Origin of the sequence: Streptomyces sp. NPDC056222 (assembly GCF_042264065.1) — a bacterium.
Taxonomy (GTDB): Bacteria; Actinomycetota; Actinomycetes; order Streptomycetales; family Streptomycetaceae; genus Streptomyces.
Genome location: NZ_JBHJTL010000140.1, coordinates 1 through 14,062, shown reverse-complemented (window position 1 = coordinate 14,062; position 14,062 = coordinate 1). Strand labels below are relative to the sequence as shown.

Here is a 14,062-nt window from a genome sequence, read left to right as displayed (position 1 = left end):
TGCCGCCCCCGCGCCCCCCCCTGGGCCCCGCGGTATGGCGGGGTGGGGGGGCCCCCCCGGGGCGCGGCCGCAAACACCCGGTCTGGGGGGGGGGGCCGCCCTACGCGCCCCGCCCCTCCTCTCGTGTGTCCCCCCGGACAGGCTGACCCGGCCCGGTCCCCGGGCCCACGGTCAGGCCGCGCCGAAGCCCTTCTTCAGCGCCGTGGCGATCTCGACGGCACGACGGGTCTGGAACTCGATCGCGGCGAGGTTCTCGCCTGCCACGTTGTCCGCCTCGTTCGCCGAGACGCTGCTGGCGCCGTACGGGTTGCCGTTGGCCGGGGCGAACTGCACCGGGTCCGCGTAGCCGGGCGCCACGATGATGGCACCCCAGTGGTAGAAGGTGTTGTTCAGGGCGAGCAGCGTCGACTCCTGGCCACCGTGCGAGGTCGAGGTCGAGGTGAACGACGCGGCGACCTTGTTGACCAGCTTGCCCTGCGCCCACAGACCACCGGTGGTGTCGATGAACTGCTTGATCTGCGCGGCGGGCAGACCGAAGCGGGTCGGCGTGCCGATCAGCACGACGTCGGCCCACTCCAGGTCGTCGAGGGAGGCGACCTCCACGTCACGGGTGGCCTGGACGTGCTCGGCCCACTCCGCCTTCGTGTCGATCACCGACTGCGGCGCCAGCTCCGCCACCTTCCGCAGCCGAACCTCCGCACCGGCCTTCTCCGCGGCCTGCGCGGCGGCGTTCGCCAGCGTGTGCACATTGCCGGTCGACGAGTAGTAGATGACTGCGACGTTGGTCATGACGACCTGCTCCTTGGTGTGGGACGGGGGGCCGGGTACGGAACGGAAGGGCCCGTTCGCGACTTTCTCCGAACGGGACGGCGGCCTTCCACGCGGTCCGTGAAAGTCCGTCAAGTTCCGTACCCGGATGTCACTTCGTGGCGAAGAACCGCAGCAGGGCACGCTCGTCGTCGTCGTTCAGCTCGATCGAGAACAGCTCTCCGAGCGCGCACACCGTATCGGCGGCGCTCAGCTCACGCCGCTCGACGCGCCCGTCCGCGTACCGGATCTCCAGCGACTTGTCCCGCAGCAGCCGGCGTTCCTTCTCCGTCTCCTTCTGGGCGACCAGCTGACCGACGAACGGCGAGCCGGGCCGGGTCGAGGAGAGGTAGTGCGCCGCCTCGAAGTCGATCCGGAACTGCGGCTCCTGACGGAACGCGTACATGTCGAACCAGCCGTCGCCCGTTCCCTCCTCGGGGATGCGCACCACCCAGTCCGGCCCGTCGGCGGTGAGCCGCCAGGTCCAGTCCGCGACCGAGGAGACCGCACCGTCGCGGAGCGGCAGCGCCTCCATCAGGCCGCTGTAGCCGTAGCCGACGTCCGCGAGCCACACCTGGTCCTCCGCACGGACCAGGAGCACCGTGTGCGTACGGAAGCGGCGCCTGCTCTCGCCCTGCCGGATGCGGGCGAGGAGGCGGGTCACCGGGAAACCGAGCCGGTCCAGGGCGGCGGCGAACAGCAGGTTGTTCTCGTAGCAGTAGCCGCCGCGACCCGCCCGTACGAGCTTGTCCTGGATCCGGTCCAGGTCGAGCGAGACCGGGCGGCCCAGCGCGATGTCGACGTTCTCGAAGGCGATCGCGTCCATGTGGCAGCGCAGAACCCGGTGCAGGGTGTCCGCGGTGGGGGTGCGGGGCCCGGAGAAGCCGATCCGGGCGAGGTACGCGTCGAGGTCGAGGAGCTCGCTCTGCCACTCCGGGTCGGCCTCGACGGCGACGGGCAGTCCGTAGGTTCCCAGCATGTCTGTCTCCTGGATCAGGTGTTCAGGCGTTCGGATGCTCAGATGCGATACGGGTCGTCGTGCGCGGGGCGCTCCCGCAGCAGCTCGGGCGGGATGGTGTCCGGGCACACGGCCGCCTCGACGGGGCGGACGGTGTGTTCGACCTGCAGGACCGCCTCGGCGGTCGGCGGTTCCACCGGCGGCCTGAGCGCCGCGGCGAGCGCGGCCGCCAGCGCCGCGCCGAGGACCGGGCCGATCAGATACGCGGTCAGGAAGCCGAAGTTCCCGGCCCACAGCGCGGGCCCGAACTGCCGCGCCGGATTGACCGAGCCGCCCGAGAGCGGCCCGAGGATCATGATGAAACCGGTGATGCACAGCCCGACGACCCCGGGTATCAGCCACTCCCAGCGCGGCCGGATCAGCAGCGCCGCCACCAGAGTCATACAGATCAGCTGGCCGACCGTCTCCGCCGTCAGCACCCCCCAGAAGCCCCAGCCGGGCTGGGGAGCCACCGCCGCCCAGCCGACCTGGGGCAGACCCACGGGCGCGCCCCACACCAGGCGAGCGAGGCCCACGCCGGCCACGGCCCCGGTCATCTGCGCCACGCAGAACGGCAGGACGTCCCGGCCCGGGAAGACCCGCAGCAGCCACAGCCCGATGCTCACCGAGGGGTTCATGTGTCCGGCGGTCTTCCGGGACATCGAGTAGTGGATGATCGCCGTGTTGACGATGCCGAAGAAGAGGCCGAGCGCGACGAACGCCGCCCGCCCCTTCAGCACGGAGCCGAGGGGCGCGTCCGGAGCGAAGATCCAGCGTGACGTCGTCACGATGAGGAAGAGGATCCCCGCCGTGATCAGGAACTCCAGGAAGACGGTGCGGGCGCGCGGGGAGAGCAGCTCCCTGCGCGGAGCCCGGTGACGGCTGCGGGTCATGGTGACCAACTCCCAGCTGTGATGCGGTCGGTACAGGCGGCGCGGGTGGGGCTTGGCGTACACATGCGTCCGCGGCGCCGCGCACGGCCGGAAGGCCGCGCGCGACGCCGCAGAGTGGCGAACGTGCAGGTCAGAGCTCGATGCGGACCTTGTAGTCGAGCGCCCAGGCGTTGAATTCGACCAGTCGCTCCATCACCGCCCGGGTGCCCCAGAGCCCGCCGAGCGCCGAGTACTCCTCCAGCGGCCTGTCGAGGAGCCGCTGGATGCCCTCGCGCGGGACGAGCCGCAGCACCGGGGAGCCGTCGGCGAGCAGCGCCTCGACCTTGGCGCGCAGCGCGGTGACGTAGTCGATGTCCTGGGTGGAGGGGTACGGGCTCTTCTTCCGCTCCAGGACCGACCGGGGCAGCACGTGCGCGGACGCCGCGCGCAGCAGGCTCTTCTCCCGGCCGTCGAAGTTCTTCATCTCCCACGGCACGTTGTAGACGTACTCGACGAGCCGGTGGTCGGTGAACGGGACGCGGACCTCGAGGCTGGTGGACATCGAGATCCGGTCCTTGCGGTCCAGCAGGAACTTCTCCCAGTGCTGGATGTTGAGCCAGGTCAGCTCCTTCATCCGCTCCTCGTGCCGGGAGTCGCCGGCGAGCCGCGGCACCGCCTCCAGGGACTCGGCATACCGGCGCTTGACGTACTCCTCCATGCCGAGCCGTTCCCAGAGCCCGATGTCCTTGATCGTGTCCAGGCCGCCGAGACGCCGCCAGGCGTCGTACCAGGGGAAGGTGTCCCCGTTGACGGCCTCCTCGTCGAAGAACCAGTTGTAGCCGCCGAAGATCTCGTCGGCCGCCTCGCCCGAGAGCGCCACCGTGACGCGCTCCTTGAGCGCCTTGCACAGGTGGTACAGGGAGTGCTCCATGTCGCCGGTCGACACCGGCAGGTCCTGGGCGCGCAGCACCGCCGTACGGACGTCCTCGTCGAGGATGTCGTGGTTCTCCAGCTCCACGATGATGTGCTCGGCGCCGGAGTGCCGGGCGACGTCGACGGCGTACGGGGTGTCCGGGTCCATCCAGATGCCGTTGTCGCGGAAGGTCTCGCCGTGGTCCTTGAAGTCGACCGAGAAGGCGGTGATCCGCTCGTCCGAACCCTGGTCGCGCAGCACCTTCGCGGCGAGCGCGGTCACGGCGCTGGAGTCCAGACCGCCGGAGAGCAGGGTGCCGACCTTCACATCGGCGATCAGCTGCCGCTCGATGATGTCCTCGAGCAGTTCGCGGACGGTGGCGATGGTGGTGTCGAGGTCGTCCGTGTGCGGGCGCGCCTGGAGCGTCCAGTACGTACGGGTGGTGGAGCCCGCCCTGGTGAAACGGACGGACGTGCCGGGGACGACCTCGTGCATCCCCTTGAAGACCGCGTGGCCGGGGGTGTTGATGATGGCGAAGATCTCGGCGAGACCCTCGGCGTCGACGACGGCCTCCGCCTCGGGGTGGGCGAGGATCGACTTGGGCTCGGAACCGAAGAGGACACCGTCGGCGGTGGGGTAGTAGTACAGCGGCTTGACGCCCATCCGGTCGCGGACCAGGAGGAGTTCCTCGCTGCGCGGGTCCCAGATCGCCAGCGCGTACATGCCGTTGAGCCGCTCCGCGAACTCCTCGCCCCACTCGAGATAGGCGTGCAGTACGACCTCGGTGTCGGACGCGGTGCGGAACTCGTGCCCGAGGGCGGTGAGCTCCTCCTTCAGCTCACGGAAGTTGTAGACCTCGCCGGTGTAGACGAGGACGGGCTGACCGTCGTCGCCGGGGACGGCGTGCATGGGCTGGCGGCCGTTCTCCAGATCGATGATGGAGAGACGGCGGTGGCCCAGGGCGGCGTGGCGGGTGAGCCAGATGCCGCCGTCGTCCGGGCCCCGGCACTCCAGGGTCCGGGTCATGGCCTCGGCGGTGTCGCCGCCGAGCGTCAGGTCGCGGTCGTAGGCGATCCAGCCGGTGAGTCCGCACATGGCGCCTCAGGTCCTTTCTCGAATGATCAGCGGGGTGTACGGAGTCAGGAGCGGGGGGCGGTCGTCGAAGCGGGCTTCGGGACCGGGACCCAGCCGGCGGTGTCCCAGTGGGCGAGCTGACGCAGCGCGGAGCGCTCACCGACCTCGGCGACCCGCTCCCCGCCGAGGATCAGCGTGGAGGGCCGGTCCGGCGAGAACACCGGCACCGCGGGCGCGTTCGGGCTGCTCGGCGCCCGGCCGTGGGCGAAGGAGGACACCAGGTCGATGAAGGTGTCCGAGACGAGCCGTTCCAGCGGGCCGTCGCCGTAGTGCGGGGCGTTGACCGCGGAGCCGTAGGTGCCGAAGAGGAACTTGGACGTGGCCTCGTGCGGGGTGCCGGTCAGCGGCGGGGCGACCGGGTGCGCGAACTCCACCAGATAGCTGGGTACGTCGGGCCGCTCCGTGGCCTGCCGTTCGGCGAGCCGGGTGATCTGGTAGCGGAAGAGGCTGTCGCCCCAGATCGCACCCCAGATGGACACCGGGTCCTGCGGGAGTCCGTCGGTCGCAGCCGCCCGGCGGTACGCGGAGATCGCCGCGTCCACCTCGGTGTCGGCGACATGGACCGCGCCCTTGTGCAGCACGGCGCGGATCGCGGTGCGCAGGCTCGCGTCGTCGGTGGGGTGGGGGCCGGGGAAGGGATACCCGGGCCCGGTGGTGAAGAAGGTGCCCTCGGTCCGCCCGTAGATCGACAGGGTGGGCAGGTCGGGGGTGGGCAGTTCGAAGTCGTGGCCGAGCATCCAGCGGTCGTCGACGACCGGACCCTGGTACTCGCGCCAGGTGGATATCTCGCGGTCGACGGGGCTGCCGGAGAAGATCTTCTCCCAGGTGTCCTTGAGCCGGGCGGCCGGCACGGAGCGCAGGCCCCGCACGGTGGTGCCGAGCTTGCGGGCGACCAGTTCGAAGACCCGGTGGGAGTTTTCCCGGCTCATCGAACTCGCCGGTTCCCAGACGTGCTTGACGCTGATGGGGACGATCCGGCGAACGATTCCGCGCAGTTCGGGGAGCAGTCCCAGCTGCCAGGTCGAGGAGCCGCCGGCCGAGGTGCCGGCCAGCGTGATGTTGTCGGGGTCGCCGCCGAACGCGGCCGCGTTGCGGCGCACCCAGTGCAGCAGCGCCACCTGGTCCTGCAGCCCCCAGTTGGAGCACCCGCCGGTGCGCTCGTCGACCAGGTCCTCGTGCAGGCCCCAGCCAAGGGCACCCAGACGGTAGTTGAAGGTCACCACGACCATGTCGCCGTGGGCGGCGGGCCGGGCGCCGTCGAAGTCCGGCTCGCTGCCGGCGCCGAGGAACCAGCCGCCGCCGTGGATGTACACCACGACGGGCCGGGCGCCGCCGGTGTCCGGGGTCCAGACGTTCGCGTAGAGGCTGTCCTCGCTTGAGCCGGGCAGGTACGACTGGTACGAGACGGGAGCGAACCGCGTCGCGTCCCGGATCCCGCGCCAGGGGGTGACCGGGCGCGGTGAGCGGAAGCGCAGCTCGCCGACCGGGGGAGCGGCGTAGGGCACCCCCCGGAAGACGGACAGGCCGCCGGCCCGCTCTCCCCTGATCAGACCGCCGCCGACACGGGTGACGACACCGGTGTCCTCCGTGGCGCCACCGGCCCGCACTCCGCCGTCCGTCTCCGCGGCCGAGGCCACGCCGCCCGGTACGGTCACCGCCGTCGCCACCGCTGCGGCGGCCGCGACGAACGTGCGTCTCCGTGGCATGGGTGGCGGCTCATGTCCAACTCCCGACCGGTCCATAAACAAAACTCCCCGGGTATGCGAATGCCAAAAGACTTGGCGCGTCGAAGAGTGACGACGGTGCGAGGGTGCCGCACGTCCTGGCCTCGGCCAATGCGGTTCGGCGTACTCAGTCAGGTCAGTCGGAGCGGCATCCGAAGCGGTGTCACGGTGACCTGACGGATTCACGCCCGACCCTTTGAGCACACCCGGGGGGATCGGCAGGATCCAGGCATGACAACGTCGATTCTGGACTCCCGCCCCCTTTTCGAGCTGGGCGCCGAGATTCATATCGCGGCTTCCGCCGACAAGATCTACTCGATCGTCAGCGACATGCAGCGGCATTCCGAATGGAGCTCGGAACTCCAGGGCGGCCGATGGCTGTCCGGAGAGCCCGGGACGGTCGGTGCGATCTTCGAGGGAGAGAACTTCCGCAGCGACGACATCGTGTCCTGGGCGCCGCTCATCCGCGGAATCTGGCACACGAAGTCGGAAGTCGCGGAGACCACCCCCGGCCGCGTGTTCCGCTGGAAGATCCACTCCAAGACCGGTGAGCCGCAGGAGCTCACCTGGTCCTTCCTCATCGAGCCCGCCGAGAACGGCGCCACGCTCTCCCAGACGTTCCGCATGGGATACGCGTCACCCGGAATCCACGAGATCACCAAGGACATGGACGAGGCCGACAAGCGGAAGTTCATCTCCGACTGGACGGCGAAGATGACCCGGGACGTCACCGAGACGCTGGGCAGGATCAAGGTCGTCGTCGAGAAGGACTGACGCCCCCTCAACCAGGAACGACGCATCGACGGGCCGGCCCCAAGGGGCCGGCCCGACGCGCACCGGGCCCGCACCGGGCCTACTCCGTGCCGGGAACCGCCCGCGCCAGGCCCGCACCGGGCCGCATCTCCGTACGGAGGACCGCCTCGCGCCCGCCGCGCGGCGCCCGCATCCGTACCCCGGAACCGCCCGCGCCCGTCGCGCGCAGGCGCGTGTCCGTACCGCAGAACCGCCCCGCGCCCAGGTCCGCGCCCCCGCCCGCGACCGCGCCGGGCCCCACGAGCCGCCCCCGCGCCGCCCCGTCGCGCGCCGGGGCCGTCGGACCCCCACAGCCCCCCACAGCCCCCCACGCCCCCCACAGAGCAAGGAGATACGGGTGCGCACAGGGCGCGCCCATGACGAGGGGAATCCCCATGCTTTCCAGACGACGGTTCATCGGTGCCGCCCTGGCGACAGGCGGCACGGTGGCCACCGGCGCAGCCCTGACCCCGCTGCTCGGCGCGGCATCGGCCACAGCGGCCGACGCGACCGCCGTCGCGTTCTTCACCCGGCCGATGCCTCTGCCGCAGGTCATCGCGCCCAGCTCGACCGCCAACGGCGTCGACACCTACAACATCTCGATCAAGCGGACCACCAAGGAGATCCTGCCCAAACAGCTCACCGAGGTCTTCACCTTCAACGGCGGCTTCCCCGGACTCATCCGGGCCACCTCCGGCCGCCCGGTCGTCATCAACCAGTACAACAAGCTGGACATGCCGGCCTCGATCCATCTGCACGGCGGGCACGTCGCCCCCGAGCACGACGGGGACCCGATGGCCACCATCGCCCCCGGCGGCGTGCGCACGTACCACTACCCGAACCAGCAGGGTCACGCCCCGCTCTGGCTGCACGACCACGCCCACCACATGGAGTCCGAGCACGTCTACCGCGGTCTCTCCGCGTTCTACCTGCTCACCGACGCCGAGGAGCGGGCGCTCCCGTTGCCCTCCGGGGTGTACGACGTGCCGATCATGCTGCGTGAGGGGCATTTCGACACGGCCGGGCAACTCGTCTACACCATGGACGACTTCCGCAGCCGGTCGACCATCATGGCCAACGGCAGGGCCTGGCCGTATTTCCAGGTCGCGGCCCGCAAGTACCGCTTCCGGCTGCTCAATTCCACCAACCTGAGATTCTTCACCCTGCGGCTCGCTGACGGCTCGCCGTTCATCCAGATCGGTTCCGACGGCGGTCTCCTTGAGCGGCCCTTCTCCACCGACACCGTCGCCCTCTCGCCGGGCGAACGCGCCGAGGTCGTCATCGACTTCTCCCGCTATCCCGTCGGCACCCAGCTCGTCCTGGAGAACACCGAGGGCCCGGGGCCGGCCGAACTGACCGGCAAGGTGCTGCGCTTCGACGTGGTGAAGACCGCGTCCGACCCCAGCGCCGTACCCGCCACGCTGCGCACCCTGCCCGCGCTGCCGGCCGTCACCGGCCGACGGACCGTCGTCATGAGCATGGACGAGGACGGGCGGCCCGCCCCGCAGGGCTACATGGACGGAAAGGTCTACGACCACCACCGAATCGACAACACCGTTCCCTGGGGCGGCTCGGAAATCTGGACGGTCACCAACAGCAATCAAGCCATCCCGCACAATTTCCATATTCACCTGGTGCAGTTCCGTGTACTGGAACGCAACGGAAATCCGCCCGGTCCTGCCGAGGCGGGACTCAAGGACACGATCCGCGTCATGCCGGGCGAGACGGTGAAGTTCCAGGCAACATTCGACAGCTATCGCGGAAAGTACCTGTACCACTGCCACATGCTCGACCACGCGGCCATGGGAATGATGGCCCAGATGGAAGTCGTGTGAACAGCGGACCAACCGACCTGATGGATTTTCCGCCCACTTGACGGAGTGCGTCCGGCTCCATTGGCCGTGAGCCAGTCAACGACGGATGATCCGAGGGAATTACGGGCCGGCCGGCCCAGTCGTGGCACACCCAATCGCACGTCACCGGTTCGTCGGACCGGTTCGGTTGCCCGCCCGGCCGGCCCTTTTCGGATCTCCCGCTCGAAGAATCCCACCCGCACCCCCGTCGTCCTGTCGTCTTAGGAGAGACTCCCTGTGGACAACACTCTGCTCGACATCCGGCGAAGGCCGGCTCTGCAACAGCCCGTGTGGGACGACGCCTCGCAGGTGGAGCGCGTACGGGAGGAACTGAGCGTCCGCCCCGCCCTGGTCAGCCCCCAGGATGTGCACACCCTGCGCACTCTCCTCGCCAGGGTCGCCGCGGGCGAGGCCGTGATCGTCCAGTCCGGCGACTGCTCCGAGGACCCCGACGAGTCCACCGCCCAGCACATCGCCCGCAAGGCCGCCGTCCTCGACCTGCTCGCCGGCGCCATGAAGATGATCACGCACAAGCCGGTGATCCGCGTGGGCCGCCTGGCCGGCCAGTTCGCCAAACCGCGCTCCAACGACACCGAGAAGGTCGGCGAGCTCGAACTCCCCGTCTACCGCGGCCACATGGTCAACGGCCCCGAACCCGACGCGGAGTCCCGCCGACCCGACCCGCTGCGGCTGCTCACCGGATACATGGCCGCCAACGACATCATGGGCCACCTCGGCTGGCGCAAGCCCGTCGGCCGCCCGGCCATCGACCCGCCGGTCTGGACGAGCCACGAGGCGTTGCTCCTCGACTACGAGGTGCCGATGCTCCGCCGCGACGACGAGGGCCGACTGCTGCTCGCCTCCACCCACTTCCCGTGGATCGGCGAACGCACCCGTCAGACCGACGGCGCCCATGTCGCCCTGCTCGCCGAGGTCGTCAACCCGGTCGCCTGCAAGGTCGGCCCCAGCATGACCCCCGACGAGCTGCTCACCCTCTGCGAGATTCTCGACCCGGCCCGTGAGCCCGGCCGGCTCACCCTCATCGCCCGCATGGGCGCCGACAAGGTCGCCCAGAAGCTGCCGCCGCTCGTCGAGGCGGTCCGCGCCGCCGGCCACCCGGTGATCTGGCTGACCGACCCCATGCACGGCAACACCGTCACCGCCCCCGGCGGACTCAAGACGCGCTACACCACCACCGTCGAGCGGGAGATCTCCGAGTTCCAGCTCGCCGTGCGCTCCTCCGGCGGCATCGCCGGCGGCGTCCACCTGGAGACCACCCCCGACGACGTCACCGAGTGCGTCCTCGGCGAGCAGTGGGTCGGCCGCTGCGGCGAGTACTACACCAGCTTCTGCGACCCGAGGCTCAACCCCGGGCAGGCCGTCACCGTCATCTCGGCCTGGCGCGCCTGACGCGCCCCGCCCCTTATCCCGTACCGGAACCACGGAGGTAGTGAGATGCAGGACAAGATCGCCCTCGTCACCGGCGCCGCGGGCGGCATCGGCGCCGCGGTGGTCCGCGCGCTCGCCGAGCGCGGTGTGACCGTCGCCGCCGTCGACCGGGACGAGTCCACGCTCAAGCAGCGCGTCGCGGCCTTCGTCGTCGAGGGGCTGCCCGTCGAGGCGTTCCCCGCCGACGTCACCGACAGCGCCCAGGTCACCGCCCTGGTCGACGAGGCCGAGCGGCGCCTCGGCCCGATCGACTACCTCGTCAACGCGGCCGGCGTCCTGCGCCTCGGCCCCGTCCGCACCTTCTCCGACGAGGACTGGGCGGCCACCTTCGCCGTCAACGCCACCGGCGTCTTCCAGGTCTCCCGCGCCGTCGTCGACCGGATGATCCCGCGTGGTTCCGGCGCCCTCGTCACCGTCGCCTCCAACGCGGCCAACACCCCGCGTACCGAGATGGCCGCGTACGCCGCCTCCAAGGCCGCGGCCTCCCTCTTCACCAAGTCGCTGGGTCTGGAGGTCGCGCCCTACGGCATCCGCTGCAACCTGGTCGCGCCCGGCTCCACCGACACCCCGATGCTCTCCTCGATGTGGCACGACGAGACCGGGCCCCAGGGCACGATCGAGGGCCGCCCCGAGGCGTTCCGTGTCGGCATCCCGCTGAAGAAGCTGGCCCTGCCCACCGACATCGCCGAGGCCGTCGTCTTCCTCCTGTCGGACCAGGCGTCCCACATCACGCTGCACGACCTCACCGTCGACGGCGGCGCGTCCCTCGGCGTCTGAGCAACCCCTCACCCGCGTACCCGCACACACGTCACGAGAGGACGGTCATGGCCGGGATACCCCCCATCGAGGCCTATCCGTTGCCGACGGCCGGCGCCCTGCCGCCGGTCACCCCGCACTGGACCGTGGACCCGGACCGCGCCGTGCTGCTCGTCCACGACATGCAGCGCTACTTCCTGGCGCCGTTCCCCTCGCCGCTGCGCGAGGAGATCATCGCCAACGCTGCCCTGCTCCGCGACCGTTGCGCGGCCCACGGCATCCCCGTCGCGTACACCGCGCAGCCCGGCGGCATGACACCCGAACAGCGCGGTCTGCTCGCCGACTTCTGGGGCCCCGGGATGCGCCTCGACCCCGCCGACCGCGAGATCGTCGAGCCGCTCGCGCCCGCCTCGGGCGACTGGCTGCTCACCAAGTGGCGCTACAGCGCCTTCTTCAGGACGGACCTCCTGGAGCATATGCGCTTCCACGGCCGCGACCAGTTGATCATCTGCGGGGTCTACGCCCACATCGGTGTACTCGCCAGCGCCGTCGAGTCGTTCACCCACGACATCGAGACCTTCCTGGTCGCCGACGCCGTCGGCGACTTCACCGAGGCCGAGCACCGGTCGGCCGTCGCGTACGCGGCCAAGCGCTGCGCCGTCGTCACCACCGCCAAGGAGGTACTGGGGTGAACACACCGGCCCGTACCGACCTGCTGAGCCGGATACTCGGCCCCAACCCGCCCGCCTTCGCCGTGCTGCACCGGCCCGAGACCACCGGACCCGGCGCGCTCGACCTGCTGACCGGCGAGATCTCACTGCCCGAGACCCTCGCCGACCTCCCGCTGCGCGAGGACGGCCAGGGCACCGCGCGCCACGAGGTCCTCGCCGTCGTCCCGTACCGCCAGATCGGCGAGCGCGGCTACGACCGGACCGACGACGGCGACCCGCTCATCGCGATGAGCGTCACCGAGCAGACCACCGTCCCGCTCGACACCGTCCTCGCCGCGATCCCCGACGTCCCGATCACCCTCGCCGACGGCGGCTTCGACGTGGACGACGAGGCGTACGCCGAGATCGTGCGCCGGGTCGTCGCCGACGAGATCGGCACCGGCGAGGGCGCCAACTTCGTCATCCGCCGCTCCTTCACCGTCGAGATCACCGACTACGGCCCCGGCAGCGCGCTGACCTTCTTCCGCCGGCTCCTGGAACGCGAGTCGGGCGCCTACTGGACCTTCCTCATCCACACCGGGGACCGCACCTTCGTCGGAGCGTCCCCCGAGCGGCACGTCAGCCTCGCCGACGGCACCGCCGTCATGAATCCCATCAGCGGCACGTACCGCTATCCGGCCTCCGGCCCCACGCTCCCCGGCGTCCTCGAGTTCCTCGCCGACCGCAAGGAGGCCGACGAGCTGTACATGGTCGTCGACGAGGAACTGAAGATGATGGCCCGGGTCTGCGAGGGCGGTGGCCGGGTCGTCGGCCCGTACCTCAAGGAGATGGCCCTGCTCGCCCACACCGAGTACTTCATCGAGGGCCAGACCGACCGCGACCCGCGCGAGATCCTGCGCGAGACGCTGTTCGCCCCGACGGTGACGGGCTCACCCCTGGAGAGCGCCTGCAAGGTGATCTCCAAGTACGAGCCCCACGGCCGGGGCTACTACAGCGGGATCGCCGCCCTCATCGGCCGCGACGCGCTCGGCGGCCGGGCCATGGACTCCGCCATCCTCATCCGTACCGCCGACATCGACGCGGGCGGCCGGGTCTCCATCGGAGTCGGCGCGACCCTGGTGCGCCACTCCGACCCGATGTCGGAGGTCGCGGAGACCCGCGCCAAGGCCGCCGGGCTGCTCTCCGCGCTCCAGGACGACGGAGGCTCCCGCTTCCGCGCCCACCCGCGCGTACGCGAGGCGCTGGAGCGGCGCAACGCCACCATCGCGGGCTTCTGGCTGGCGGAGGAGTCGGGCCGCGACCGGCCCGATCCCGCCCTCGCCGGACAGCGCGTCCTGATCGTCGACGCCGAGGACACGTTCACCTCGATGATCGGACAGCAAGTCCGCGCCATGGGGCCGGAGGTGACGGTGCGTCGCTTCGACGAGGAGTACGACTTCGGCGGCCACGACCTCGTCATCATGGGCCCCGGCCCCGGCGATCCGCGCGAGGCCGGCCACCCCAAGATCGCGCATCTGCGGGAGGCCGTCGCCGGACTGCTGAGCGAGCGCCGGCCGTTCCTCGCGGTCTGCCTCAGCCACCAGGTCCTCAGCCTGCGCCTGGGCCTGGACCTCACCCGCAGGGAGGTGCCCAACCAGGGCGTCCAGAAGGAGATCGACCTCTTCGGCGCGCGGGAACGGGTCGGCTTCTACAACACGTTCGCGGCGCGCTGCCACGAGGACGGCTTCCTGCACCCGGAGTTCGGCCCTGTCGAGGTCAGCCGGGACCCGGAGACCGGCGAGGTGCACGCCCTGCGCGGCGCGGGCTTCGCGTCGATGCAGTTCCACGCCGAGTCGGTGCTCACCCAGAGCGGTCCGCGGATCGTCGCGTCGATGCTGGGCGGCCTCGTGAAGAGCGGTGTGGTGCCGGCGCCGCGGTAGGACGGGGCGCACAGGACGCGGCGCCGCCCGGGGCCCCCGCCGGGGCCCCGCGGGGGGTCACCCCCCCCGCGCCTTCGGCGCCGGGGGTTTTGGCTGTTTTTCGCCCGGGCGGGGGGGGGGGGGGGCTGCCCCCCGCTTGGGGGAGAGGCCCGGGCAGCGGACCTCGTCCCGTCAG

12 protein-coding genes are annotated in these 14,062 nt (G+C 70.8%); 6 read left to right on the top strand and 6 right to left on the bottom strand.

What is annotated here, in order from left to right; translation table 11 throughout:
- Window positions 1-171 precede the first annotated feature (171 nt).
- The 5 genes from wrbA to ACFC0D_RS36170 all read right to left on the bottom strand — a co-directional run bounded on the left by wrbA (window position 172) and on the right by ACFC0D_RS36170 (window position 6,429).
- Window positions 172-789 (bottom strand): NAD(P)H:quinone oxidoreductase, encoded by a 618-nt coding sequence (wrbA, locus tag ACFC0D_RS36190; protein WP_376445703.1) that lies wholly within the window; start codon window positions 787-789, stop codon window positions 172-174.
- A 130-nt stretch (window positions 790-919) separates the two neighbouring features.
- On the bottom strand, window positions 920-1,786 hold the full coding sequence (locus ACFC0D_RS36185; protein WP_376445700.1) for an arylamine N-acetyltransferase: 867 nt from the start codon (window positions 1,784-1,786) through the stop codon (window positions 920-922).
- A 38-nt stretch (window positions 1,787-1,824) separates the two neighbouring features.
- Window positions 1,825-2,697, bottom strand: a complete 873-nt coding sequence (locus tag ACFC0D_RS36180) for an MIP/aquaporin family protein (RefSeq protein ID WP_376445698.1) — start codon at window positions 2,695-2,697, stop codon at window positions 1,825-1,827.
- A gap of 130 nt (window positions 2,698-2,827) precedes the next feature.
- Complete coding sequence (asnB, locus tag ACFC0D_RS36175) at window positions 2,828-4,684, bottom strand: asparagine synthase (glutamine-hydrolyzing) (protein WP_376445695.1); 1,857 nt, start codon at window positions 4,682-4,684, stop codon at window positions 2,828-2,830.
- Window positions 4,685-4,728: 44 nt separating this feature from the next.
- Window positions 4,729-6,429: a carboxylesterase family protein gene (locus tag ACFC0D_RS36170; protein WP_376445693.1), complete on the bottom strand. Its 1,701-nt coding sequence runs from the start codon at window positions 6,427-6,429 to the stop codon at window positions 4,729-4,731.
- Between the two features lie 249 nt (window positions 6,430-6,678).
- Between ACFC0D_RS36170 and ACFC0D_RS36165 the strand changes: the two genes are divergently transcribed.
- Entirely contained in the window at window positions 6,679-7,221 is a 543-nt protein-coding gene (locus tag ACFC0D_RS36165; protein WP_376445690.1) for an SRPBCC family protein, read from the top strand.
- 79 nt (window positions 7,222-7,300) lie between these two features.
- On the opposite strand, the gene ACFC0D_RS36160 is transcribed toward ACFC0D_RS36165, so the two are convergent.
- Entirely contained in the window at window positions 7,301-7,501 is a 201-nt protein-coding gene (locus ACFC0D_RS36160; RefSeq protein ID WP_376445688.1) for a hypothetical protein, read from the bottom strand.
- Between the two features lie 133 nt (window positions 7,502-7,634).
- On the opposite strand from ACFC0D_RS36160, the gene ACFC0D_RS36155 reads away from it, so the two are divergent.
- From ACFC0D_RS36155 to ACFC0D_RS36135, 5 genes are all read left to right on the top strand, one after another.
- Window positions 7,635-9,074 (top strand): multicopper oxidase family protein, encoded by a 1,440-nt coding sequence (locus tag ACFC0D_RS36155; RefSeq protein WP_376445685.1) that lies wholly within the window; start codon window positions 7,635-7,637, stop codon window positions 9,072-9,074.
- Between the two features lie 255 nt (window positions 9,075-9,329).
- Entirely contained in the window at window positions 9,330-10,502 is a 1,173-nt protein-coding gene (locus ACFC0D_RS36150; RefSeq protein WP_376445683.1) for a 3-deoxy-7-phosphoheptulonate synthase, read from the top strand.
- A gap of 45 nt (window positions 10,503-10,547) precedes the next feature.
- Entirely contained in the window at window positions 10,548-11,318 is a 771-nt protein-coding gene (locus tag ACFC0D_RS36145; RefSeq protein ID WP_329120425.1) for a 2,3-dihydro-2,3-dihydroxybenzoate dehydrogenase, read from the top strand.
- 47 nt (window positions 11,319-11,365) lie between these two features.
- The gene (locus ACFC0D_RS36140; RefSeq protein ID WP_376445680.1) at window positions 11,366-11,989 is read left to right on the top strand and encodes an isochorismatase family protein; all 624 of its coding nucleotides are present in this window, start codon (window positions 11,366-11,368) and stop codon (window positions 11,987-11,989) included.
- On the top strand, window positions 11,986-13,887 hold the full coding sequence (locus ACFC0D_RS36135; RefSeq protein WP_376445677.1) for an anthranilate synthase family protein: 1,902 nt from the start codon (window positions 11,986-11,988) through the stop codon (window positions 13,885-13,887). Before ACFC0D_RS36140 ends, ACFC0D_RS36135 begins: the two co-directional genes overlap by 4 nt.
- The last annotated feature ends 175 nt before the right edge of the window (window positions 13,888-14,062 follow it).

Excerpts from the sequence above, each read along its gene's own strand:
- wrbA (WP_376445703.1), bottom strand. The coding sequence starts at position 789 with ATGACCAACGTCGCAGTCATCTACTACTCGTCGACCGGCAATGTGCAC.
- ACFC0D_RS36185 (WP_376445700.1), bottom strand. The coding sequence starts at position 1,786 with ATGCTGGGAACCTACGGACTGCCCGTCGCCGTCGAGGCCGACCCGGAG.
- ACFC0D_RS36180 (WP_376445698.1), bottom strand. The coding sequence starts at position 2,697 with ATGACCCGCAGCCGTCACCGGGCTCCGCGCAGGGAGCTGCTCTCCCCG.
- asnB (WP_376445695.1), bottom strand. The coding sequence starts at position 4,684 with ATGTGCGGACTCACCGGCTGGATCGCCTACGACCGCGACCTGACGCTC.
- ACFC0D_RS36170 (WP_376445693.1), bottom strand. The coding sequence starts at position 6,429 with ATGCCACGGAGACGCACGTTCGTCGCGGCCGCCGCAGCGGTGGCGACG.
- ACFC0D_RS36165 (WP_376445690.1), top strand. The coding sequence starts at position 6,679 with ATGACAACGTCGATTCTGGACTCCCGCCCCCTTTTCGAGCTGGGCGCC.
- ACFC0D_RS36155 (WP_376445685.1), top strand. The coding sequence starts at position 7,635 with ATGCTTTCCAGACGACGGTTCATCGGTGCCGCCCTGGCGACAGGCGGC.
- ACFC0D_RS36145 (WP_329120425.1), top strand. The coding sequence starts at position 10,548 with ATGCAGGACAAGATCGCCCTCGTCACCGGCGCCGCGGGCGGCATCGGC.
- ACFC0D_RS36140 (WP_376445680.1), top strand. The coding sequence starts at position 11,366 with ATGGCCGGGATACCCCCCATCGAGGCCTATCCGTTGCCGACGGCCGGC.